A 22,209-nucleotide genomic window follows, 5' to 3' on the forward strand; every position below is an offset into this window, starting at 1 on the left:
GCCCGCACACCTCTTCGCACACTGGCGCTTCGGGCATGAAAAAAGCCGCCCGAGGGCGGCTTTTTCGTATCGGCTGAAGGCCTGATTACTTGCTGGCGGCGGCCGAAGCGGCATCGGCGGCAGCCGGAGCCGAAGCGGCTTCCGAAGCGGCCGGAGCGGGCATCGGGGCCGGAGCCGGGGCAGCGACCGGAGCGGGCGCGGGAGCCGGCGCCTCTTCCTTCTTGCCGCAAGCGGCCAGCGCGACGGCAGCAACCAGGGAAGCCAACAGGAGCGACTTGTTCATTTGTGTCCTTCAGTGAAAAGTGTCGACCAATTACCGGTAACGGTTCTGACTGATCCTGCGGACCAGCGTGTTCAGAGTCCGGGACTGAGAGAGCTCGAGCCTCTCTTGAGCCCAGCCCGCGATTATAGCCATCATCCTAGGGACGAACCCTAGAGTCCCAATACGGTTGCGGGCCAGGCCGGTTCGCAGCGTTGCGCCAGCGCGTCACAGGCTTCTTCCAGCTGCCGGAGTTCGGGCGGGGCCTGGAGCCGGCGTCCCCGCCAGTGTTCGCGGTCCAGCCACTCGATGGCCTGTCCGCCGGCCAGCAGCCAGCTCGGCAGCTCGGCCCGCTCGCTGTCGGCGGGCCGCCAGGCCTGGATGCAGTGCGACCAGTCGCGCCGCCACGCGGCCAGGCGCGGATGCCGCCGCATCAACTGGTCGTAGTCGAGGGCCATGAAGCGGATCTGCCGGCCGGGCGCCTGCGCCCAGCGGGTCAGCGCCTGCATCACGGCCGGCTCCTCGAACGGCCAGTCCACGAAGTCGGGGTCGATGCACCACACCAGGCGCGGCGCCGCCGAGGGCAACGCCAGCAGCTGTTCACGCAGCGCGCTGATGCAGGCATCGCGGCCCTCGAGGCGATCGTCACGGGCATCGGTCATGTGTCGGCTCCGTCCTTGGCTGACAGCGGAATCACGCCGGCTCCGCGTGCAGCCAGCCGGCCTCGGCCCAATCATCCAGCAAGGCGCGGGCGTCGGCGCTGGCACGCGCCCATGCGCGCGCATCGAGCCGGCGCTGGTCGGCGAGCTGGCGCATCAGGCGTGCGTCGCTGCCGGCGGCGCGGAAGGCCTCGCCGTTGATGAACACGTGGTGGGCGTCGTACATCATGCGCGTGCGCCGATCGAGCGCCAGCGCGCCGCCGTTCGCCGGCAAGGGGCCGCCGCCATCGAACCAGACCTGCGGCTTCGGCTCCGTCAGCCGCACGCCCAGCGCCCTGGCGAGCAGCTTGGGATCGGCCAGCGCGCGCCGCAATGCGCGGCCGGCGAAGTCGGCCAGCTGCGCGGGAATCGCCGCGGGCGTCGCGGTCGCCGCCTGGCCCGCGTCGCGGTACAGCGGATCGTCGTCATCCGGCTCGAGCTCGTCGGCCAGCTGCTGCAGCAGCTCGGCGGCCAGCACGTCGCGAGACGGCACGCGGAAGCCGACCGAGCAGGTCATGCATTCGTCCTCGGCGATGCCGTCGTGGCCCCACAGCGGCGGCAGGTACAGCATGTCGCCGGGCTCGAGCACCCAGTCCTCGGTGGGCTCGAAGCGGCTGAGGATCTTCACCGGCAGGCCCTCGACCAGCGAGCGATCCGTCAACGGTCCGATGCGCCAACGCCGCCGGCCCTGCACCTGCAGCAGGAACACGTCGTAGGAATCGAAATGCGGCCCGACGCCGCCGCCCGCCGTGGCGAACGACACCATCAGGTCGTCGAGCCGGGCCTCGGGCACGAAGCGGAAGCGGTCGAGCATCGACCGCGCGCCATCGTCGTGCAGGTCCAGGCCCTGCACCAGCAGGGTCCAGTCGCGCCGCGACAGCGCCGGCAGTGCGCGGCGCGTGAACGGGCCGCGCTTCATGCGCCACCGCGATCCTTCGCGCACCACCAGCCGCGACTCGACGTCGTCGCGCCCCGCCAGGGCGAACAGGTCGGCGCGCGCCAGCGGCGGCTGCACGTGGCCCCAAGCCTGGCGCACGAGCAAGGGCTTCTTCTGCCAGTGCCGGCGCATGAACTGCGCCGGAGACAGGCCGCCGAGCAAGGCGGTCGCAGCATTCACATCCATGCAGCGATTGTCGCCAAGCCCGCGTGCACGCCGCCTTGACCGGATCGGTGTGCGATCATGCTTCGATGCTGATTTCCAAGCCCTGCGTCGTCAGCCTGACCTGGACCCTGGCCGACGGCCAGGGCGAGGCGATCGACGAACTGAACGAGCCGATGGAGTTCTTCTACGGCGGCGACGACCTGCTGCCCAAGCTCGAGGAAGTGCTCGACGGCCAGACTGCCGGCTTCGAGGCCTTCGTGCGCCTGGAACCCGACCAGGCCTTCGGCGACTATCGCGCCGAGCTGGTGTGCTTCGAGGACCGCGCGCTGTTCCCCGAGGGGCTGGAGGAAGGCATGCAGTTCGACGGCCTGCCCGAAGGCGCGCAGACGGTGGGCATGCAGCCCGACACGATCTACACCGTCACCGAGGTGTACCCGACCCACGTCGTGCTCGACGGCAACCATCCGCTCGCGGGCATGTCGCTGCAGCTGCACGTCAAGGTGATCGACGTGCGCGAGGCGAGCGACGAGGAGCGCGAGTCCGGCTCGGTCGCCGAGGGCCTGCTGAGCGTGCTGGCCGGCGGATCGGGCTCCGACACGCTGCATTGAGGCGTTAGGCGCCGGCGCGACCGTCATCGCGCCGACACATCCTCGTCACGGGCGCTTCATCGCGCCTGCCTAGGCTCTTGCGTTCGATCCACTTTCGAACGATCCGATGAGCTCCGCCAGCCAGCAGACACGCCCGCACGACGACGAGGACCACAACACTTCAGGCAACCCGAGCTTCCAGTCGGTGCTCGACGCCCGCCTGAGCCGCCGCGGCCTGTTGCGCGGCAGCGTCGGCACGGCCGCCACCGCGATGTTCGGCAGCCTGGCGTTCGCCGGCTGCTCGAGCGACGACGACGCCCCCGCGCCCGCCCCGGCGCCTGCACCGGCACCGGCCGAGAAGCTGCTCGGCTTCACGGCCGTCGCCAAGAGCCTGGCCGACAGCGTGGTCGTGCCCGCGGGCTACACCGCCAGCGTGCTGTACGCACTGGGCGATCCGCTGACCGCCGACACGCCGGCCTTCAGGAACGACGGCACCGACGAGGCCTTCGACAAGCGCGCCGGCGACCACCATGACGGCATGGAGTGGTTCGGCCTGAGCGCCACCGGCACACCGTCGACCACCTCGGTCGCGCGCGGCCTGCTGGCGATGAACCACGAGGCGACGACCGACGAGACCTTCGCATCCTTCTTCGTGCATGCCAACGGCGGCACCTCGACGCTGCCGCGGCCGGCCGCCGAAGTCGACAAGGAGATGGCGCTGCACGGCCTCTCGGTCGTCGAGGTCGCGAAGACCGGAAGCCAGTGGGCGTACGTGCAGAACTCGGCCTTCAATGCCCGCCTGCACCAGCAGACCGAGATCGAGATCGCCGGCCCGGCGCGCGGCGATGCGCTGCTGGTCACGAAGTATTCGCACACCGGCACCGTCACGCGCGGCACCTTGAACAACTGCGGCACCGGCAGGACGCCCTGGGGCACGCTGCTGACCGGCGAGGAGAACTGGTCCGGCTACTTCACGCGCCCGACCGGTGATGACGCCGCGCGCGGCAACGACAGGAGCGTGACGGCGCTGAAACGTTACGGCCGGGCTGAAGGCGCCGGCTCGCGCCACGCCTGGGAAACCGGCGGCAGCGAGGATCGGTTCACGCGCTGGATCAACGCGAAGACCGGCACCTCGACCGACGGCAGCGACGACTACCGCAACGAGATGAACGGCATGGGCTACATCGTCGAGCTCGATCCGTACGACCGCACGAAGAAGGCGACGAAGCGCACCGCGCTCGGCCGCTTTGCGCACGAGGCCGCGGCGTTCGGCAAGCTGGTGGCCGGCCAGCCGCTGGCGGTGTACATGGGCGACGACTCGCGCGGCGAGTACTGCTACCGCTACACCTCGACCGCGTTGTGGGACGCGGCCGACGCCGGCGCAGCCAACCGCATGGCCACCGGCGACAAGTACCTCGACGCCGGCAAGCTCTACGTCGCGAAGTTCAATGCGGACGGCACGGGCCAGTGGATCGAGTTGTCGATCACCAACCCGGCGGTCGCCGGCTACACCACCTACCGATTCGCGAACCAGGCCGACGTGCTGGTCAACGCGCGCCTGGCCGCCGACGCGGTCGGCGCGACGAAGATGGACCGCCCCGAGTGGAGCGCCGTGCACCCGACGACCGGCGAGGTCTACTACACGTTGACCAACAACAGCAACCGCCGCGCCGAGCCGAGCGGCTCGTCGCAGTTCGCGCCTGACGCCGCGAATCCGCGCGCCTACACCGACCAGCGCGGCAGCAGCACCCAGCAAGGCAATGTCAACGGGCACATCGTGCGCCTGAAGGAAAGCGGCGGCCCCGCCGGCACGACGTTCACCTGGGACGTCTACCTGTTCGGCGCCGAGGCCGGCGCCGGATCGACGGTCAACCTCTCGGCCTTGAGCGCGGAGCAGGACTTCTCCAGCCCCGACGGCATCGCCTTCACGCCGTCGACCGGCCTGTGCTGGATCCAGACCGACGACGGCGCCTACACCGACGTCACCAACTGCATGATGCTGGCGGCCGTGCCCGGCCAGGTGGGCGACGGTGGCAAGAAGACGATCCAGCATGCCCGCGCCAGCGGCGGCCCGCTGAACGTGGACACCTATGTCGGCAAGGCGCCGACCGCCGACACGCTCAAGCGCTTCCTCGTCGGGCCGGTCGGCTGCGAGATCACCGGCATCACCGAGACGCCGGACGGCAAGGCGCTGTTCGTCAACATCCAGCACCCGGGCGAGAGCACCGCGAAGGCCAACATCGCCGATCCGGCGAAGTACACCAGCCAGTGGCCGAGCAATGCCGGCTACGGTGCCGGCAAGCGGCCGCGCTCGGCGACGATCGTGATCACGAAGAACGACGGCGGACGCGTCGGCACCTGAGCCCTCTTCTGGTGCGGTCAGTGCTTGCCGGTCGAGCCGAAACCGCCCTCGCCGCGCGACGAGGCCTCGAACTCGTCGACGCGGCGGAAGACGGCCTGCACCACCGGCACGATCACCATCTGCGCGATGCGCTCCATCGGCTGCACGACGAAGCTCGTCGCGCCGCGGTTCCAGCAACTGACCATCAGCGGCCCCTGGTAGTCGCTGTCGATCAGGCCGACGAGGTTGCCGAGCACGATGCCGTGCTTGTGGCCCAGGCCCGAGCGCGGCAGGATCATCGCGGCCAGGCCGGGATCGCCGATGTGGATGGACAGGCCGGTCGGGATCAGCACCGACTGGCCGGGCTCCAGGGTCAGCGGCCCGTCGAGGCAGGCGCGCAGGTCCAAGCCGGCGCTGCCGGGGGTCGCGTAATGGGGCATCTGCTCGGCCATGCGGGCGTCGAGCACTTTCACGTCGATGGTGGTCATGAGGTCTGAAGGCGTCTGGCGATCTCGCGCACCAGTTCGCGCGCGAGGCTGAGCTTGTCGGCGGTGGCGAGCTCGCGCTCGCCGTCGGCATCGACCAGCAGCAGCGTATTGAGGTCGCTGCCGAAGGTGGCCGGGCCGTGGTTGGCGACGATCAGCGGCACGTTCTTGCGCGCCAGCTTCTCGCGCGCATGGCGCGCGATGTCGTGGCTCTCGGCCGCGAAGCCGACGCAATAGGGCCGGTCGGGCAGCCGCGCGACGGCCGCCAGGATGTCGGGGTTCTCGGTCAGCTCGAAGCTCGGCACGCGCTTGGTGCCGTCCTTCTTGATCTTCTGCTCGGCCAGCGTCGCGGGCCGCCAGTCGGCGACCGCCGCGGTCGCGACGAAGACGTCGTGCGCCGCGGCCCGCGGCAGCACCGCGTCGTGCATCTGCTGTGCGCTCTTGACGTCGATGCGCTGCACGTGGCGCGGTGTCGGCAGGTGCACCGGGCCGGCGACCAGCGTGACCTCGGCGCCGGCTTCCTGTGCCGCGCGCGCGATCGCGAAGCCCATCTTGCCGCTGGAGAGGTTGGTGATGCCGCGCACCGGGTCGATGGCCTCGAAGGTGGGGCCGGCGGTGATCAGCAGCTTCCTGCCGGCCAGCAGCTTGGGCTGGAAGAAGGCAATCAGCTCGTCGCAGAGCTCGGCCGCTTCGAGCATGCGGCCGTCGCCGATCTCGCCGCAGGCCTGGTCGCCGGCGGCTGGGCCGAGGATCGTCGCGCCGTCGGCCTGCGCCTGCGCGACGTTGCGCTGCGTCGCCGGATGGGCCCACATCTCGCGGTTCATCGCCGGCGCCAGCAGCAGCGGGCAGCGCTCGATCGGGCGCGCGACGCACAGCAGCGAGAGCAGTTCGTCCGCCCTTCCCTGCGCGATCTTGGCGATGAAGTCGGCCGATGCGGGCGCGACCAGGATCGCATCCGCCTCCCGCGACAGGTTGATATGCGCCATGTTGTTCGGCTCGCGCGCATCCCACTGGCTCAACGCGACGGGGCGGTTCGACAGCGCCTGCATCGTCACCGGCGTGATGAACTGCGTCGCGGCGTCGGTCATCACCACCTGCACGCTGGCGCCGGCCTTGGTGAGCTCGCGCACCAGCTCGGCGGACTTGTAGCAGGCGATGCCGCCGGACAGGCCGAGCACGACATGACGGCCCGAGAGGGGCAAGGGGGCGGCGGACATGGCTGCGCAATGTAGCGCAGCGGTCCCAATCCCCAGGCCGCTGCACGGTCAAGCTTCCGCAACTTTCAGAATTTCCTGAAATTCAGGCAAACTCTGATCCACGTCAAACCGGCGGCAGATCCAGGACCTCGCGATGCTCGATGCCCCCACCCCGCTGATGCGCGCATTCATCGGCCACTTCGGCGAGATGGGCAGCCGCTGGGGCATCAACCGCACCGTCGGCCAGATCTACGCGCTGATCTTCGTCTGGCCGCAGCCGATCAATGCCGACGAGATCGCCCAGCACCTCGAGTTCAGCCGCTCCAACGTCAGCATGGGGCTGAAGGAACTGCAGGCCTGGCGGCTGGTGAACCTGCGTCACCTGCCGGGCGACCGACGCGAGTACTTCGACGCGCCGCGCGACGCCTGGGAGATCTTCCGCACGCTGGCCGAGGAGCGCCGCCGGCGCGAGATCGAGCCCACCTTGTCGATGCTGCGCAACGCGCTGCTCGAAGCGCCGACCAGCGAGGAAGACCGCATCGCGCAGGAACGCATGCGCGGCATGCACGACCTGATCGAGATGCTGACGACCTGGTTCGACGACGTGCAGCGGCTCGATGCGCAGACGCTGTCGCAGCTGATGCGCATGGGCGCCAAGGTGCAGCGCCTGCTCGAGTTCACCGGACGCACCAGGTCGACGCGAAACACCTAACGGACAAAAACCATGGACGCCCTGCTGCTCGCCCGCATCCAGTTCGCTGCCAACATCAGCTTCCACATCCTGTTCCCGACGATCAGCATCGCGCTGGGCTGGGTGCTGCTGTTCTTCCGCTGGCGCTGGTTGTCCACGCATCAGACCGGCTGGCTGCTGGCCTATCGCTTCTGGACCAAGGTGTTCGCGCTGACCTTCGCGCTCGGCGTCGTCAGCGGCATCGTGATGAGCTTCCAGTTCGGCACCAACTGGCCGGGCTTCATGCAGAAGGCCGGCAACATCGCCGGGCCGTTGCTGGGCTACGAGGTGCTGACGGCCTTCTTCCTCGAGGCCACCTTCCTGGGCGTGATGCTGTTCGGCCACGAACGGGTCGGCGAACGCATGCACCTGCTGGCGACCTTCCTGGTCGCCTTCGGCACCACGCTGTCCGCTTTCTGGATCCTGAGCCTGAATTCCTGGATGCAGACGCCGGCCGGCCATCAGATCATCGACGGCGAGTTCCACGTGCGCTCGTGGCTCGAGGTGATCTTCAACCCGTCGTTTCCGTACCGCCTGACGCACATGCTGCTGGCCTCGGCGCTGACGGTGGCCTTCCTGGTCGCCGGCCTGTCGGCGTGGCAGGTGCTGCGCGGCACCACGAACCGCTCGACGCCGAAGGCGCTGCGCACCGGCCTGACGATGGCCGCGCTGCTGGTGCCGCTGCAGATCCTCGTCGGCGACCTGCACGGGCTGAACACGCTGGAGCACCAGCCGCAGAAGATCGCCGCGATGGAAGGCGTGTGGAAGACCGAAGCCGGCGCGCCGCTCCTGCTGTTCGCCTGGCCGAACGAGGCCGAGCGCCGCAACGACTACGCGCTGGGCATCCCGCGCGGCGCGAGCCTGATCCTGAAGCACGACGCCAATGCGGTGATCCGCGGCCTCGACGAATTCCCGAACGCCCATCCGCCAGTGAAGCCGCTGTTCTTCGGCTTCCGCATCATGGTCGGCATCGGCGTGCTCATGCTGCTGGCGGGCTGGACCGGCCTGGTGCTGCTGTGGCGCCGCGCGTGGCTGCCCGACCGCCTGCCGCGACCGCTGCTGTGGACGCTGGCGGCGATGAGCTTCTCGGGCTGGCTGGCGACGCTGGCCGGCTGGTACGTCACCGAAATCGGCCGCCAGCCGTGGATCGTGCAGGGGCTGCTGCGCACCGCCGACGTCGCGTCGACCCAACCCGCGCCGACCATCGCGCTGTCGCTGGCGCTGTACCTGATCGTCTATGCCTTCCTGCTGCTGGCCTACATCGGCGTGCTGCGCTACATGGCCGAAAAGCCCGAGGCCGTGCTGCTCGCGCCGCAAGCCCCGGTCAAGAGCCGCGCCTTCGCCTGATCAACGGAAGTCCACCATGAACGACGCCACCTGGATGCCCGTCGCCTTTCTCGGCCTGATGGGGCTCGCGATGCTGCTGTACGTCGTGCTCGACGGCTTCGACCTCGGCGTCGGCATGCTGCTGCGCCATGCCGACGATGCGCAGCGCGACCTGATGATCGGCAGCCTGGGCCCGTTCTGGGACGCCAACGAGACCTGGCTGGTGCTGGGCATCGGCATCCTGCTGATCGCCTTTCCGAAGGCGCATGGCGTCGTGATGGGCGCGCTGTACCTGCCGGTGGCCTTCATGCTGATCGGGCTGATCCTGCGCGGCGTGGCCTTCGACTTCCGCGTCAAGGCGCCCAGCGGGCACAAACAGCTGTGGACCCGCGCCTTCTTCGCCGGCAGCGTGATCGCCGCGGTCGCGCAGGGCTGGATGCTGGGGCGCTACATCACCGGCTTCGCGGACGGCTGGACGGCGGACCTGTTCGCGGCGGCCATTGCCGTGACGCTGCCGGCGGCTTATGTGCTACTGGGCGCGTGCTGGCTGATCCTGAAGACCGAAGGGGAACTGCAGAAGCGCGCCGTGGCCTGGGCCAAGCGCGCCTGGCCGGCGATGGTGCTGGGCATCGCGCTCGTCTCGATCGCCACGCCGGTCGTCAGCGCCACGGTGCGCGACCGTTGGTTTACTCTGCCCGGCTTCATCGGCCTGCTGCCGATCCCGCTGTCGACCGCCGCCGCGCTGCTCGGCGTGCGTGCGCTGCTGAACTCGCAGCGCATCCTCGGCAAGCTGTGCTGGCTGCCGTTCACGCTGGTGATCGGCGTGTTCGTGATGGGCGCGCTGGGGCTGGCGTACAGCCTGTACCCGTACGTCGTGATGGACCGGATGACGGTGTGGCAGGCGGCCAGCGCGCCGGCCTCGCTGGCGGTGATCCTGGCCGGCTGCGCGGTCACGGTGCCGGCGATCCTCGGCTACACGGTCTATTCGTACCGCGTGTTCCGCGGCAAGGCGACGGTGCCCAGCTACGCCTGAGCCTGCGCCCTCATGCAGCGCTCCAAACGGAGCGCCGCGTCCTGCGCCTGTTCTTGCGCCTGCTCAAAGCTGGAGCGGCGGCCGATCGATCCTTGCGGGCAAACCCGCGCGTTGCCCGCCTTTGCCGCGTCCTGCGATGCTGGCACCGCTCTTGCGCCATCGAACCTCGTCCACCCGAGGAGACACCCGATGCGCCTTCAGCTCACTTCCGCCTTGATCGCCCTCGCCTTCAGCGCCCCCGCGCTGGCGGGCCCCGTCACCGACGCGATGATCCGCGACGACGCCCGCACCGGCGGCGACGTGCTGTCCTGGGGCCTCGGCACCCAGGGCCAGCGCTACTCGCCGTTGAAGCAGGTGACCACCGCCAACGTGCAGCGCCTCGTGCCGGCATGGGCCTTCTCGTTCGGCGGCGAGAAGCAGCGCGGCCAGGAATCGCAGCCGGTGATCCACGACGGCCGCATGTTCGTCACCGCGTCGTACTCGCGCCTGTTCGCGCTCGATGCGAAGACCGGCGCCAAGCTCTGGAAGTACGAGCACCGCCTGCCCGATGGCGTGATGCCCTGCTGCGACGTGATCAACCGCGGCGCCGCGCTCTACGACAAGCTGGTGATCTTCTCGACGCTCGACGCGCAGCTGGTCGCGCTCGACCAGGCCACCGGCGACGTCGTGTGGAAGGAGAAGATCGATGACTACGCCGCGGGCTACTCGAACACCGCCGCGCCGATCATCGCCAACGGCCTGGTGCTGACCGGCGTCTCGGGCGGCGAGTTCGGCGTCGTCGGGCGTGTCGAGGCGCGCGACGCGAAGACCGGTGCGCTGGTCTGGTCGCGGCCGACGGTCGAGGGCCACATGGGCCACACCTACGACGCCGACGGCACCGCGAAGGACAACGGCATCACCGGCACCACCAACGCCTCGTGGCCGGGCGACCTGTGGAAGACCGGCGGCGCGGCCACCTGGCTCGGCGGCACCTACGACGCGAGCACCGGCCTCGCCTACTTCGGCACCGGCAACCCGGCGCCGTGGAACAGCCACCTGCGCAAGGGCGACAACCTGTACTCCTGCTCGACGGTGGCCATCGACGTCAAGACCGGCAAGATCGTCTGGCACTACCAGAACACGCCGAACGACGGCTGGGACTTCGACGGCGTCAACGAGTTCGTCACCTTCGACATGGACGGCAAGCGTGTCGGCGGCAAGGCTGACCGCAACGGCTTCTTCTACGTCAACGATGCGAAGACCGGCGCGCTGCTGAACGCCTTCCCGTTCGTGCGCAAGATCACCTGGGCCAGCAGCATCGACCTGAAGACCGGCAAGCCGAACTTCGTCGCCGCCAACCGCCCCGGCGACCCGACCGCCGGCGACGGCAAGAAGGGCCAGAGCGTGGTCGCGGCGCCGTCCTTCCTCGGCGGCAAGAACCAGATGCCGATGGCCTACTCACCCGATACGAAGCTGTTCTACGTGCCGGCCAACGAATGGGCGATGGAGATCTGGAACGAGCCGATCGCCTACAAGAAGGGCGCGGCCTACCTGGGCGCCGGCTTCACGATCAAGACGGTCGCCGACGACCACATCGGCGCGTTGCGCGCCGTCGATCCGAAGAGCGGCAAGATCGTCTGGGAGGTGAAAAACGGCGCGCCGCTGTGGGGCGGCGTGCTGACCACCGCCGGCAACCTGGTGTTCTGGGGCACGCCCGAAGGCTTCCTGAAGGCCGCCGACGCGAAGACCGGCCAGGTGGTCTGGCAGTTCCAGACCGGCTCGGGCGTCGTCGCGCCGCCGGTCACCTGGCAGCAGGACGGCGAGCAGTACATCAGCGTCGTGTCCGGCTGGGGCGGCGCGGTGCCGCTGTGGGGCGGCGAGGTGGCCAAGAAGGTCAACTACCTCGAGCAGGGCGGCATGGTGTGGGTCTTCAAGCTGCCGAAGGCCTCGTGATGGGCTCAGCGCGCCGGCTCGGCGGCTTGGCCGTCGTGCTCGCCGCACTGGCCGCATCGGGGGGCGCGTCGGCCGGCGACCGGCCCTTCCTGCTCGGCGGCACCGCGCTGCAGGAGGACGACGACGAACGCGTCTTCGAAGTCGGCAGCGGCGCCGCGCGCGCCGGCCGGGCCCGGGCCTACACGGGTGAGCTGCAGTACAGCTTCGCGCCGTGGTGGTCGGTCGAGCTCGGCTGGTCGCGCCGGCTCGCGCGCAACGATCAGCGCGAGACCGAGCGCGAGTGGTCGGTCGAGGCCCGCTACGGCTGGCTCGACCCGGCCCGCCACCCGGTCGGCGTCGCCCTGCAGGCCGAGCTCGAGCGCGCACGCGAATCCGATGTCGAGGGCCGCGGCCGCTGGCAGCTCGAACGCACGGCACTCACGCTGCCGCTGACCGTGCAATGGGCGACGCACCGGGGCCAGGCAGCGCTGCACCTGACGCCCGGTGTCGAGCACCGCCATGGCGAGGGCCGCCGGCCGCTGCTGGCGCTTGCCGGCCAATGGCCGCTGCTGCGCTCGGTCGAGCTCTTCGGCGAGTGGGGCGCGGTGCGCGAGCGGCAGCGCTTCGCCCAGGCCGGCGCGCGCTGGTGGATCAAGCGCGAGCGTTTCGCGCTGGACATCAGCGTCGGTCGCCAGCGCGGCGGCGGCGAAGCCGTGCCGATGGCCGCGCTGTCGTTGTCGCTGATGGACTTGTCGTACTGACGGGCGCATCCTTGCAGGCTTCCCACAACGCGAGGCCTGCGATGAAGCTCTACTACCACCCGGCGTCGACCACCAGCCGCCCGCTGGTGATGTTCATCGAGGACCACGGCATCCCCGCCGAACTGCAGGTGGTCGACCTGTTCACCGGCGAGCACGTGGCGCCGCCGTACGCAGCGATCAACCCGAACTGCCTGGTGCCGGTGCTCGAGGACGGCGACTTCCGCCTCACCGAGAGCTCGGCGATCCTGAAGTACCTGGCCGACCTTGTCGATTCGCCCACCTACCCGAAGGACCTGCGCCAGCGCGCGCGCGTCAACGAGATGATGGACTGGATCAACACGCAGCTGAACCGCGACCTCGCCTACGGCACGGTCTACGTCCAGGTGTTCCCGCACCACAAGCGGCCCAGCGACGAGGCGCAGCGCGCGACCATTGCCTGGGGCCAGGAGCGCGCGAAGCGCTGGCTCGGCATCCTCGACCAGCACCTGCTCGGCAGCGACAAGGCCTACCTGTGCGGCGCGCAGCTGACGATCGCCGACTACTACGGTGCGTCGTTCGTGCACCTGGCCGAGGTGGTGGGGTCGGACCTGAAGGACTACCCCAACGTGCGCCGCTGGCTCGACCGCATGAAGTCGCGCCCGACCTGGGAGAAGGTCTACGCCGCGATCAACGGCTTCGCGCAGCAGCTGCCCCGCGGCCAGCTGGCGAGCGTCTGAGCGCAGGGGGCCGCGATGATCAAGGGCCTGCACCACAACGCCTACCGCTGCCGCGATTCGGAAGCCACGCGCGCGTTCTACGAGGACTTCCTCGGCCTGCCGCTGGCCGGCACGCTGGAGATCGGCGAGACCAAGACCGGCCGCGCGACGCAGGTGCTGCACACCTTCTACCGCCTGGGCGACGGCTCGTACCTGGCGTTCTTCGAGGCGCCGGACATGCCGTTCGAGTTCAAGCCGCAGCACGACTTCGACCTGCACATCGCCCTCGAGGTCGACCGCGCGACGCTGGACGCGATGTTCGAGAAGGGCCCGGCCTGCGGCATCGAGACCCGCGGCGTCTCGAACCACGGCTTCATCGACTCGATCTACTTCCGCGACCCCAACGGCTACGTGATCGAGCTGACGACGAAGCGCGCCGGCCACGACGAGGCGATGGACCCGGCGCGCAACGGCGCGCGCGACAAGCTCGAGCGCTGGCAGGCCGGCAAGGCCGCGTCGAAACTGCGTTAGGGCGTCAGCCGGCGCGGGCCAGGCCGAGTTGCTCCGCGGCGCGCTGTTCGTCGCGATAGGCCTCGCGCAGCGTGGCCGCGTAGTCGGCCGGGCCCAACAGCGCCGGCGCCTGGTCGGCCTTCGCCAGCTCGGCCAGGAAACCCGGCTCGAGGGCCGCTGCGCGGAACGCCGCGTGCAGCCGGTCGACCACCGCCGGCGCCAACCCGCGCGGTCCGGCCAGGCCCCACGGCGAGGTCGCGACCAGCCCGTGGCCGAGCTCCTTCAGCGTCGGCACAGCAGGCCAACGCCGCGAGCGTGTCGCGCCGAAGGTGGCCAGCAGGCGCAGCCGGCCGTCGTCGATGAAGGGGCCGAACCCGGTCGAACCGGCGCCGGCCATCACCTGGCCCGCGGCGATCGCCAGCACCATCTCGTTGACGCCTTTGTAGGGTACGTGCGTCCAGCGGGCATCGCGCCGCCGCATCAACGTGTCCAGCACCAGGTGTGGCGTGCTGCCGATACCGCTGGTGGCGATGCTGAGTTCATCGGGCCGCTCGGCGGCGTGCGCGAGCAAGTGATCGAGCGTGCGCCAGGGGCTCGCCGCCGGCACCACGATGCCGAAGGTCGTGCCGGCGACCTGCAGGATCGGCGTCGTGTCGCGCAGCGGGTCCCAGGCCACCGGGTGCAGCCAGGGCGCGCGCAGCACCGTCTGCGGCAGCTGCGCGAGCGTCAGGCCGTCCGGAGCCGCCTGCTGCAGCAGCGGCATCGCCAGCGTGCCGGCGGCCCCCGGCCGGTTGTGCACCTGCACCGGTTGCTGCAGGCGCTGCGACGCCGCCTCGGCCAGCACGCGCAGCGCCTGGTCGGTCGGGCTGCCGGCGGGCCACGGCACCCATAGCGTGATCGCGCGGCCGTCGGCCCCGGCGCCGGTGGCGGCGCCCATGCCCGTGGCGCCGAGCCCCGCGGCGATGAACGTGCGGCGCTTCATGCCGCGCGCCGCGCCGGCGTGAAGCCGCGCTGCGGGTCGTAGCCGATGCAGGCGAACGCGAAGCAGAGCAGCCCGATGGCGATCACCACGACGGGCGCCAGGCCCGGGTCCTTGCCGTACCAGGCGAAGCGCATCCATTCCACCGCATGCGTGAACGGGTTCAGCCGCGCCAGCTCGAAGACCCAGCGGGCACCCGATTCCTCCAGCTTCCACAGCGGGTACAGCGCGGTCGACAGGAAGTACATCGGGAAGACGACGAAGTTCATCGTGCCGGCGAAGTTCTCCAGCTGCTTCACGTGCACGGTGAGCAGCAGGCCCAGCGCGGCCAGCATCAGCGCCGCGGCGAAGGCGGCGATGCTGACGCTCAACAAGCGCGTCCATTGCAGTGGCAGCTCGGTGCCGAGCATCAGCGCGATCACCACGAACGCCGCCGCCTGCAGCAGCGACTGCAGCGCCGCCGCCAGCAGCTTCGCGCCCAGCAGCAGCGGCCGCGGCAGCGGCGCGGCCAGCAGCGCGCGCAGCACGCCGAGCTCGCGGTCGACCACCAGCGCCAGCGACGACTGCATGCCGTTGAACAGCAGCACCATGCCGACCAGGCCCGGCGCGATGTAGGTCTCGTAGGGCACGTAGGTGTCGTAGGGCTCGACGATCGCGATGCCGAAGACGTTGCGGAACCCGGCCGCGAACACCGCCAGCCACAGCAGCGGCCGCAGCAGCGCGGCAAAAAGGCGCCCCGGCTGGCGCAGGCTGCGCAGCAGCTCGCGTTCGACCAGCGCGCTCACCGCGCGCAGGGCGTGGGCGCCGGTCACGGCTGCCCCTTCGCGCCGGCGGCCGCCGCGCCCGCAGCGGTGCAGCGCCGCTCGCCCTCGTCCGCACCCAGCGTGTCCATCACATCGCGCGGATGCAGCACGCCGTCGACCGGGGCGAGGCCGGCGACGCCCTGCCCGTCCGTCAGCAGCAAGGGCTGGCGCAGCTGGCGATCCCAGGCGCGGAAGCTCAGGCGCGGGCCCTTGAAGCCGTCGAGGCCGAAGGTCGGCGCGCCGGTCGACGTGCGCTCGAGCGCGGCCTGCACGATGGCCTTCGCGGCCATCCACGCGGCCCAGTCGGGCGCAGTCATCGGGCGACCGGCGAGGCGTTCGAAACGCCGAGCGAGCTGCGGCGCGCCGTTGCGCTCGTGGTGCGGCGCCCAGGCCAGCGCCAGCAGCCCGGCATCGCCGACCACCGGACGCGGCAGCGCCGTGCGGTAGGGCAGGCCGCGCGCGAACTCGCCGTCGCTGTCGACCACCCACACGGCGTCGTGCTCGATGCCGCCGGTCAGCAGCAGCGGATTCGCCAGCGCCCGCTCGCGCGGGTCGGCCGAGAGCTTGAAGGGCCGTGCCGCGACCACCTTCAGGCCATGTCGCTGCAGCGAGGCCTGCGCGGTCGCCCGCCGCTCGGCATCGGCCGCGCTCGACCCGTGCAACAGCAGCACGCGCTGCCAGCGCCGCGCGACCAGCCACTGCGCCAGCGCATCGGCGCGCATGCGTTCGCTCGGCAGCGTATGCCACAGGTTCGGACGGCAGTCCGCCTCGCGCAGCGCGTCGTCGGCGGCGCCGGCATTGAACACCGGCAGCGGCGTCGCGGCCGCCAGCGCCTTCAGCTGCGGCGCCGGCAGGTCGGCGATCAGCGCGACCGCGCCGGCCTGCTGCAGGCGCTGCAGCGCGGCCTGCGGTGCTTCGCCGTCGCTCAGCTCGACCGCTTCGATGCGGGCCGTGCGCTGGGCGCTGGTCAAGGCCAGCCGCGCATCGGCGATCGCCAGCGCCACGCCGGGCTGCAGCGGCCCGCCAGGGTGGCCGGGGTAGGCCGATGCGAGCCGCGCCGGCGCCAGCCGGTCGTCGTTGGCCCGTTGCACGACGCCGATCACCAGCGGTGTCGCCAGCGACGGCAGCGCGGCCAGCGCGAGCAGCCCGGCCAGCAGGGCGTGGCGCCCGTCAGTCATCGACCACCACCGAGTGCGGCACGCGGCCCACCGCGACCGTCTTCAGCGCCTTCGCGGCGGCCACGTCGACGAGCGTCAGGTCGTCGGAGAGCCCGTTGGCGACATACAGCCGCGCCCCGTCACGGCTGATGCCGAGTCCCCACGCGCGCTTGCCGACCAGCACCTGCTTCGTGACCTGCCGCCGCGCCGCGTCGATGAAGGCCACGTGGTTCGCTCGCCCGAGCGCCGCGAACACCGTGCGGCCGTCCGGCGCGAACAGCAGGCCCACCGGCGTGACGTCGCTCGCCCGCAGGCCCGGCAGCTGCAGCGCGACGGTGTGCGTGACGGCCAGCGTGATGGTGTCGATGACGCTCAGGCTCGCGCCCAGCTCGTTGCTGACCCACAGCTCGCGCCCGTCCGGCGACAGCGCGAAGCGCCGCGGCCGCTGCCCGACCGGGATCGACTTGAGCAGCCGGCCGCTGGCGACCTCGATCACCTGCACCGCGTTCGCGACCTCCGAGGTGACGAAGACCCGCGCCCCGTCGCGCGACAACTGCACGCCCTCGGGCTCCGGCCCGACATCGACCGCGCGCAGCTTGCGGCCGCTGCCGGTGTCGATGATCGCCAGCTCGCCGTCCTCCTCGTTCGAGACGCAGGCGGTGCGGCCGTCGGCCGACAGGTCGAAGACCTCGGGGTCGGCGCCCAGCGGCACGCGGCGCACGGAGCGCCGGCTGTCGAGGTCGATGACGTCGGCCGCTCCGGAATCGCTGCAGGCCACCCACAGCTGGCGGCCACCGGGCGCGCGCTGCAGGTGGCGCGGCCGCTTGCAGGTCGGCACGCTGGCCACCACGGCGAGCGTCTGCGGGTCGAGCACGGCCAGCGCGTGGTCCTTCTCGCTCGAGACCCAGACCAGGCCGGTGGCTGCCGACGCGACGCCCGGCACCATCGCTGCTGCTGCTGCTGCTGCGGCGGCGGCGGCGGCCAGGCCCATCCTGATAACACGTGATCTCATCGTCCGTCTCCTTCGCCATCGCCGGTCGCGCGCACGAACACGTCCTCGAGCCGCCCGCCGCCCAGCGCCGCGGCCACCGCGTCGGGACGGCCGTCCGCCAGCAGCCGGCCGTGGTGCAGCACCAGCACCCGATCGGCGGGCAAGGCCTCCTCGACCCAGTGCGTCGCCCACAGCACGCTGCTGCCGCGCTGGCGCACGTCCTCGTGCAGCGTGGCCAGCAGCGCGCGGCGTGACGCCGGGTCGAGCCCGACCGTCGCTTCGTCCATCAGCAGCAGCGCCGGCCGGTGCAGCAGCGCCCGCACCAGTTCGACCCGCCGGCGCAGCCCGCCGGACAGCGCGCGCACCGGGCGGTCCAGCTCGGCGCCGAGGCCGGCGCGGGCCGCGTCCTCGTCGATGCGCTGCTGCGCGAGGCGCCGCGGCAAGCCGTGCAGCGCCGCGTGCAGCGCGAGGTTGCGGCGCGCGCTGAGCTCGAGGTCCAGCGACAGCGGCTGGAAGACGACCCCGATGCGCGCCAGCGCGGCGCTGGCCCGCGCGCGCAGGTCGATGCCGTCGATGCGGATCGTGCCGCGGCTGGGCGTGAAGAGGCCGGTCAGCAGCTGGAACAGCGTCGACTTGCCTGCGCCGTTCGGACCCAGCAGCGCGACGAACTGGCCGGCCGCGATGTCGAAGCCGATGCCGTCCAGCGCCGCGCGTGTGCCGAAGCGCTTGTGCAGGTCCTGCACGTTCAGCATGGCGCCGCCTCGGCCGCGGCCCCGGTGCATCGCGCCCGCGAGTTCGCATCGGTGCGGAAGACCAGCCCGGGGACATCGCCCTTCGCCTTCGGCATGAAGACCAGCGGCTGCGCGCGATCGACGATGGCGTCGACCAGCGGCCGGTCCGGGCTCTTCGGGCAGACCGGATCGGTGGCCGACGCATCGCCCGACAGCAGGAAGGCCTGGCAACGGCAGCCGCCGTGGTCCTGGCCGCGCCGCTCGCAGCTGCCGCAGGGCTCGGGCATCCAGTGCTCGCCCCGGTAGCGCTCGAAGGCCGTGCTGCGGCGCCAGATGTCGGCCAGCGACGTGTCGCGCACGTTCGGCAGCTGCAGCCCCGGCAACTGGCGCGCGGCATGGCACGGCATCGCGAGGCCGTCCGGCGCGACCACCATGAACACCGAGCCCCAGCCGTTCATGCAGGCCTTCGGCTTCGCCTCGGCATAGTCCGGCGAGACCCAGAAGATCCTCATGCGGCCGGCCAGGCGCGCCTTGTGGCGATCCACCACGCCTTCAGCCTCGGCCAGCGCAGCGCGCGTGGGCATCAGCGCGTCGCGGTTCAGCCAAGCCCAGCCGTAGTACTGCGCATTCGCGAGCTCGAGGAACTCCGCGCCCATCGCTTCGGCCATCTCGACGATGCGCCCGACATGCGGCAGGTTCCAGCGGTGCATCACGCAGTTCAGCACCATCGGGTAGCCGAGCGACTTGATGATGGCGGCCACGCGCGACTTCATCTCGAAGGTGCGCGTCGACGACAGGAAGTCGTTGAGCTCGCGCGACGAGTCCTGGAACGACAGCTGGATGTGGTCCAGCCCGGCCTCGCGCAGCGCGCGGGCGCGGGCCTCGGTCAGCCCGACGCCGGAGGTCACGAGGTTGACGTAATAACCCAGACCATGCGCGTGCGCGACGATGGCCTCCAGGTCGTCGCGCAGCAGCGGCTCGCCGCCGGACAACCCCAGCTGCACCGCGCCCAGCGCGCGGCCCTGCGTCAGCACCTCGCACCAGGCCGCCGTGTCCAGTTCCTGCCGGTGCGCGGCGTAGTCGACCGGGTTCGAGCAGAACACGCAGTGCAGCGGGCAGCGGTAGGTCAGCTCGGCCAGCAGCCACAACGGTGGGCCGGGCGGCGGTGCGATCGAGGGGCCCATGTCAGCGGATCCAGCCGCGCGCCTGCGCATCGGCCAGGAAGTGGCAGACGTCGGCGCGCAGCCGCGGCGCGGTGTCGGCGCCGCCGAACGCGGCCTCGAGCTCGGCGATCAGGCCCTGCACGCTGAGCACGCCGTCGCAGCGGCGCAGGATCTCGCCGGCGGGGCCGTTCAGCCGCACCATGCCTTCGGGATACAGCAGCACCCAGGCCTGCTGCGCGGTCTCGTACTGGCAGCGGTAGAGCGGCGCGATGGCCGGGCGGCTGTCGAGATCCAGGGTCATGGCCGGCGCTCGTCGATCAGGTCGTCCGGGAAGGCGCGTTCGATCGAATCGAGCATCGCCCACAGCACGTCGAGCTTGAACTGCAGGATCTCGAGCGCGCGCTGCTGGCGCTCGCGCGTGCGGCACCAGTCGTGCGCCACCTCGAGCCCGTGCTCGACGTCGCGCGAGGCCAGCGGGATGCGGCTGCGGAAGTACGCCAGTCCCGCCGGCTCGATCCACGGGTAGGCATCGGGCCAGGTGCGCAGGCGGTCGGCATGGATGCCGGGCGCGAACATCTCGGTCAGCGATGAGATCGCCGCTTCCTGCCAGCTGGCCTGGCGCGCGAAGTTCACGTAGGCCTGCACCGCGAAACGCACGCCGGGCACGACGAAGCGGTGCGACCACAGGTCGTCCCGCTCCAGGCCCACCGCCTCGCCCAGCCGCACCCAGGCCTCGATGCCCCCGGCGTTGGGGCCCTCATGGTCGCCACGGCCGTCATGGTCGAGCACCCGCTCGACCCAGCGCCGGCGCGTCACGCGGTCGGGGCAGTTGGCGAGCACCGCCGCGTCCTTGATCGGGATGCAGACCTGGTAATAGAAGCGGTTCGCCACCCAGCCGCGCACCTGGAAAGGCTGCAGCTCGCCGCGGTTCAGGCGCTGGTTGAACGGGTGGTGGCTGTGGTAGCCGCCCTCTTTCGCGCGCAGACGGGCCTCGAACTGTTCCGGGCTCCACGGCGCCGGTGGGTCGATCGTCCGGTGGACGCTCATCTCGTCCGTCAGCAGCAGTTCAAGGCTCATAAGTCGATCTCCATGCCGTCGTGCGCGACTTCGATGCCGTGGCGCGCGAGCTCGGTGCGTTGCGGGCTGTCCTCGTCGAGGATCGGGTTGCTGTTGTTGATGTGGATGAGCACCTTGCGCCGCGCCGGCAGCGGCGCCAGCGCATCCAGCATCCCGCCCGTGCCGCTCTGCGGCAGGTGGCCGAGCTCGACCGCGCGCTCCGGGCGCAGGCCGGCGGCGGCCATCTCGTCGTCGGTCCAGAAGGTGCCGTCGACCATCACGCAGCTCGCGCCGGCCATCCAGGCGCGCTCGGCGTCGCCGATCGCCGCCAGGCCGGGCGCGTAGAACAGGCGCTCGCCGCTGGCGAGGTCGTCGATCACCAGCGCGATGTTGTCGCCCGTCGCCGAGTCGTTGCGGTGCGGCGAGTACGGCGGCGCCTTGCCCGGGATCGCCAGCGCCGTGAGCGCCAGACCGGGCAGCGCGGGGATGCGGAAGGCCGCTTCGCTCTCTTCGCCGGCCACCGGCAGCACGTGCCAGTGCACGCCGCAGTAGTGCTCCAGCGCGGGCAGCAGCGGCAGGCCGCTGGTCAGGTCCTCGAACACGCAGGGCGTGCAGTACAGCTCGATCGGCGGGCCTTCGCGCAGGCTCAGCAGGCCGGTGACGTGGTCGATCTGCGCGTCCATCAGCACGACGGCGGCGATCGGCGTGTCGCGCAGCTTCGGCGGCACCATGGACCGTGGATGCAGCAGCGGATGCGCGCGCAGTTGCTGGCCGATGTCGGGCGACGCGTTGATCAGCACCCAGCGCTCGCCGTCGGCAGACACCGCGATCGAGCTTTGCGTGCGCGGCACGGCGCGCGTGCTGCCGCGCCGCAGGCCGGCACAGTGCGCGCAGTTGCAGTTCCACTGCGGAAAACCGCCGCCGGCCCCGGCGCCGAGCACAAGTATCTTCATGGTCAGGTCTCGTCCGCCCCTGCGGAACCGCGAACGGCGCCGCAGGGGCCGTTCGATCAGCGGGCCGAGATGTACATCGTGATCTCGAAGCCGAAGCGCAGGTCTTCGTACGCGGGGGTGGTCCAAGCCATCGTGGTCTCCTGGGGGTGGGTCATGCCGTCAGTGGCAGACCTTCAACCGCAAGAGGTGTGCCGATGTCGTCCATCGCGCGATTCGTGCTCGCTAACCCCGAAAGACGCATGCCTCTGCGGCGATTTCTCCTGACGCCCGGCCTTGCTGCGACGGCCCGCGCCGGATGACCCCATCAAGGTGTGGCGACTTGGAGCAGTGCGACGTTCACTGCGGCACAGGGCAAACCCGTGCGGTGGGGCTGATCAGCCTGAGTGGCGGTTGTCGGCCCGTTGCGGACATTGGTGTGGATGGTCCACGTGGGACTTGCGACGTGCAGAGCGACAAAGGCGCGGTCGGGCAGGCCGCATCGCGCGAGTCCGGCGGTCGGCCCCGGGGGGCCGACTTCCCGGGCTTGAGCGGCTCGGGGGCGCGCCGTCCATTTAGCTTCGCTCGCTGCGCTCGCTACGCACAGCGCCGGCGAGTCAGTTGTCGATGCTCGCTGCGCTCGCCGCCCCCGAGCCGCTCAAGCCCGGCGCCTCCCACGCGCGCTGCGGCCTGCCCGCCCGCGCCTTTGCGAATCACCGAGGACTTAGCGGGACCGCATGCCACCGCACTCAGCAGGAGAGCGGCT

24 protein-coding genes are annotated in these 22,209 nt (G+C 70.9%); 9 read left to right on the plus strand and 15 right to left on the minus strand.

What is annotated here, in order from left to right; genetic code table 11:
- Nucleotides 1-85: 85 nt before the first annotated feature.
- From P1K89_RS31125 to P1K89_RS31135, 3 genes are all read right to left on the minus strand, one after another.
- Entirely contained in the window at nt 86-283 is a 198-nt protein-coding gene (locus P1K89_RS31125; RefSeq protein WP_284620444.1) for a hypothetical protein, read from the minus strand.
- Between the two features lie 149 nt (nt 284-432).
- Nucleotides 433-921 carry a DUF7931 domain-containing protein gene (locus P1K89_RS31130; protein WP_284620445.1) on the minus strand — a complete coding sequence of 163 codons (489 nt, stop codon included), beginning with the start codon at nt 919-921 and terminating at the stop codon, nt 433-435.
- A gap of 31 nt (nt 922-952) precedes the next feature.
- The gene (locus tag P1K89_RS31135; protein WP_284620446.1) at nt 953-2,080 is read right to left on the minus strand and encodes a JmjC domain-containing protein; all 1,128 of its coding nucleotides are present in this window, start codon (nt 2,078-2,080) and stop codon (nt 953-955) included.
- Between the two features lie 65 nt (nt 2,081-2,145).
- Between P1K89_RS31135 and P1K89_RS31140 the strand changes: the two genes are divergently transcribed.
- Together P1K89_RS31140 and P1K89_RS31145 are read left to right on the plus strand one after the other, a co-directional pair.
- The gene (locus tag P1K89_RS31140) at nt 2,146-2,667 is read left to right on the plus strand and encodes an FKBP-type peptidyl-prolyl cis-trans isomerase (protein ID WP_284620447.1); all 522 of its coding nucleotides are present in this window, start codon (nt 2,146-2,148) and stop codon (nt 2,665-2,667) included.
- Between the two features lie 106 nt (nt 2,668-2,773).
- A complete protein-coding gene (locus P1K89_RS31145) occupies nt 2,774-5,008 on the plus strand; it encodes a PhoX family protein (RefSeq protein WP_284620448.1) in 2,235 nt (744 codons plus the stop codon).
- Nucleotides 5,009-5,025: 17 nt separating this feature from the next.
- Here P1K89_RS31145 and dut read toward each other — a convergent pair whose 3' ends face one another.
- Both dut and coaBC read right to left on the minus strand, forming a co-directional pair.
- Nucleotides 5,026-5,475: a dUTP diphosphatase gene (gene dut, locus P1K89_RS31150; RefSeq protein WP_284620449.1), complete on the minus strand. Its 450-nt coding sequence runs from the start codon at nt 5,473-5,475 to the stop codon at nt 5,026-5,028.
- The gene (gene coaBC, locus P1K89_RS31155; RefSeq protein WP_284620450.1) at nt 5,472-6,689 is read right to left on the minus strand and encodes a bifunctional phosphopantothenoylcysteine decarboxylase/phosphopantothenate--cysteine ligase CoaBC; all 1,218 of its coding nucleotides are present in this window, start codon (nt 6,687-6,689) and stop codon (nt 5,472-5,474) included. The genes dut and coaBC overlap by 4 nt, the downstream gene beginning before the upstream one ends.
- Nucleotides 6,690-6,822: 133 nt before the next feature.
- On the opposite strand from coaBC, the gene P1K89_RS31160 reads away from it, so the two are divergent.
- The 7 genes from P1K89_RS31160 to P1K89_RS31190 all read left to right on the plus strand — a co-directional run bounded on the left by P1K89_RS31160 (nt 6,823) and on the right by P1K89_RS31190 (nt 13,655).
- Nucleotides 6,823-7,380: a GbsR/MarR family transcriptional regulator gene (locus P1K89_RS31160; protein ID WP_284620451.1), complete on the plus strand. Its 558-nt coding sequence runs from the start codon at nt 6,823-6,825 to the stop codon at nt 7,378-7,380.
- A 12-nt stretch (nt 7,381-7,392) separates the two neighbouring features.
- Nucleotides 7,393-8,745 (plus strand): cytochrome ubiquinol oxidase subunit I, encoded by a 1,353-nt coding sequence (locus P1K89_RS31165; RefSeq protein ID WP_284620452.1) that lies wholly within the window; start codon nt 7,393-7,395, stop codon nt 8,743-8,745.
- A gap of 16 nt (nt 8,746-8,761) precedes the next feature.
- On the plus strand, nt 8,762-9,757 hold the full coding sequence (locus P1K89_RS31170; RefSeq protein ID WP_284620453.1) for a cytochrome d ubiquinol oxidase subunit II: 996 nt from the start codon (nt 8,762-8,764) through the stop codon (nt 9,755-9,757).
- 189 nt (nt 9,758-9,946) lie between these two features.
- Entirely contained in the window at nt 9,947-11,689 is a 1,743-nt protein-coding gene (locus tag P1K89_RS31175; RefSeq protein WP_284620454.1) for a PQQ-dependent methanol/ethanol family dehydrogenase, read from the plus strand.
- Complete coding sequence (locus P1K89_RS31180) at nt 11,689-12,429, plus strand: hypothetical protein (RefSeq protein WP_284620455.1); 741 nt, start codon at nt 11,689-11,691, stop codon at nt 12,427-12,429. Before P1K89_RS31175 ends, P1K89_RS31180 begins: the two co-directional genes overlap by 1 nt.
- Before the next feature lie 41 nt (nt 12,430-12,470).
- On the plus strand, nt 12,471-13,145 hold the full coding sequence (locus tag P1K89_RS31185) for a glutathione S-transferase family protein (protein WP_284620456.1): 675 nt from the start codon (nt 12,471-12,473) through the stop codon (nt 13,143-13,145).
- A gap of 15 nt (nt 13,146-13,160) precedes the next feature.
- On the plus strand, nt 13,161-13,655 hold the full coding sequence (locus tag P1K89_RS31190) for a VOC family protein (protein ID WP_284620457.1): 495 nt from the start codon (nt 13,161-13,163) through the stop codon (nt 13,653-13,655).
- Nucleotides 13,656-13,659: 4 nt separating this feature from the next.
- Here P1K89_RS31190 and P1K89_RS31195 read toward each other — a convergent pair whose 3' ends face one another.
- From P1K89_RS31195 to pqqA, 10 genes are read right to left on the minus strand one after another with little or no spacing between them, the layout of a single operon-like run.
- Nucleotides 13,660-14,616, minus strand: coding sequence for a tripartite tricarboxylate transporter substrate binding protein (locus tag P1K89_RS31195; protein ID WP_284620458.1), 957 nt, complete (start codon nt 14,614-14,616; stop codon nt 13,660-13,662).
- Complete coding sequence (pedC, locus tag P1K89_RS31200) at nt 14,613-15,425, minus strand: lanthanide ABC transporter permease protein PedC (protein ID WP_284620459.1); 813 nt, start codon at nt 15,423-15,425, stop codon at nt 14,613-14,615. Before pedC ends, P1K89_RS31195 begins: the two co-directional genes overlap by 4 nt.
- Complete coding sequence (locus tag P1K89_RS31205; RefSeq protein ID WP_284620460.1) at nt 15,422-16,594, minus strand: ABC transporter substrate-binding protein; 1,173 nt, start codon at nt 16,592-16,594, stop codon at nt 15,422-15,424. Before P1K89_RS31205 ends, pedC begins: the two co-directional genes overlap by 4 nt.
- Nucleotides 16,587-17,585 (minus strand): PQQ-dependent catabolism-associated beta-propeller protein, encoded by a 999-nt coding sequence (locus tag P1K89_RS31210; RefSeq protein WP_284620461.1) that lies wholly within the window; start codon nt 17,583-17,585, stop codon nt 16,587-16,589. The genes P1K89_RS31205 and P1K89_RS31210 overlap by 8 nt, the downstream gene beginning before the upstream one ends.
- Nucleotides 17,582-18,316: a lanthanide ABC transporter ATP-binding protein PedB/LutE gene (pedB, locus tag P1K89_RS31215; RefSeq protein WP_284620462.1), complete on the minus strand. Its 735-nt coding sequence runs from the start codon at nt 18,314-18,316 to the stop codon at nt 17,582-17,584. Before pedB ends, P1K89_RS31210 begins: the two co-directional genes overlap by 4 nt.
- Entirely contained in the window at nt 18,310-19,509 is a 1,200-nt protein-coding gene (gene pqqE, locus P1K89_RS31220; RefSeq protein WP_284620463.1) for a pyrroloquinoline quinone biosynthesis protein PqqE, read from the minus strand. Before pqqE ends, pedB begins: the two co-directional genes overlap by 7 nt.
- A complete protein-coding gene (gene pqqD / locus P1K89_RS31225) occupies nt 19,481-19,759 on the minus strand; it encodes a pyrroloquinoline quinone biosynthesis peptide chaperone PqqD (protein ID WP_284620464.1) in 279 nt (92 codons plus the stop codon). The genes pqqE and pqqD overlap by 29 nt, the downstream gene beginning before the upstream one ends.
- Entirely contained in the window at nt 19,756-20,505 is a 750-nt protein-coding gene (gene pqqC / locus P1K89_RS31230; protein WP_284620507.1) for a pyrroloquinoline-quinone synthase PqqC, read from the minus strand. Before pqqC ends, pqqD begins: the two co-directional genes overlap by 4 nt.
- Nucleotides 20,506-20,531: 26 nt before the next feature.
- On the minus strand, nt 20,532-21,467 hold the full coding sequence (gene pqqB, locus P1K89_RS31235; protein WP_284620465.1) for a pyrroloquinoline quinone biosynthesis protein PqqB: 936 nt from the start codon (nt 21,465-21,467) through the stop codon (nt 20,532-20,534).
- A gap of 56 nt (nt 21,468-21,523) precedes the next feature.
- A complete protein-coding gene (gene pqqA, locus P1K89_RS31240; protein ID WP_350082520.1) occupies nt 21,524-21,598 on the minus strand; it encodes a pyrroloquinoline quinone precursor peptide PqqA in 75 nt (24 codons plus the stop codon).
- Nucleotides 21,599-22,209 lie beyond the last annotated feature (611 nt).

Origin of the sequence: Aquabacterium humicola (assembly GCF_030167915.1) — a bacterium.
Lineage (GTDB): Bacteria > Pseudomonadota > Gammaproteobacteria > Burkholderiales > Burkholderiaceae_C > Pseudaquabacterium > Pseudaquabacterium humicola.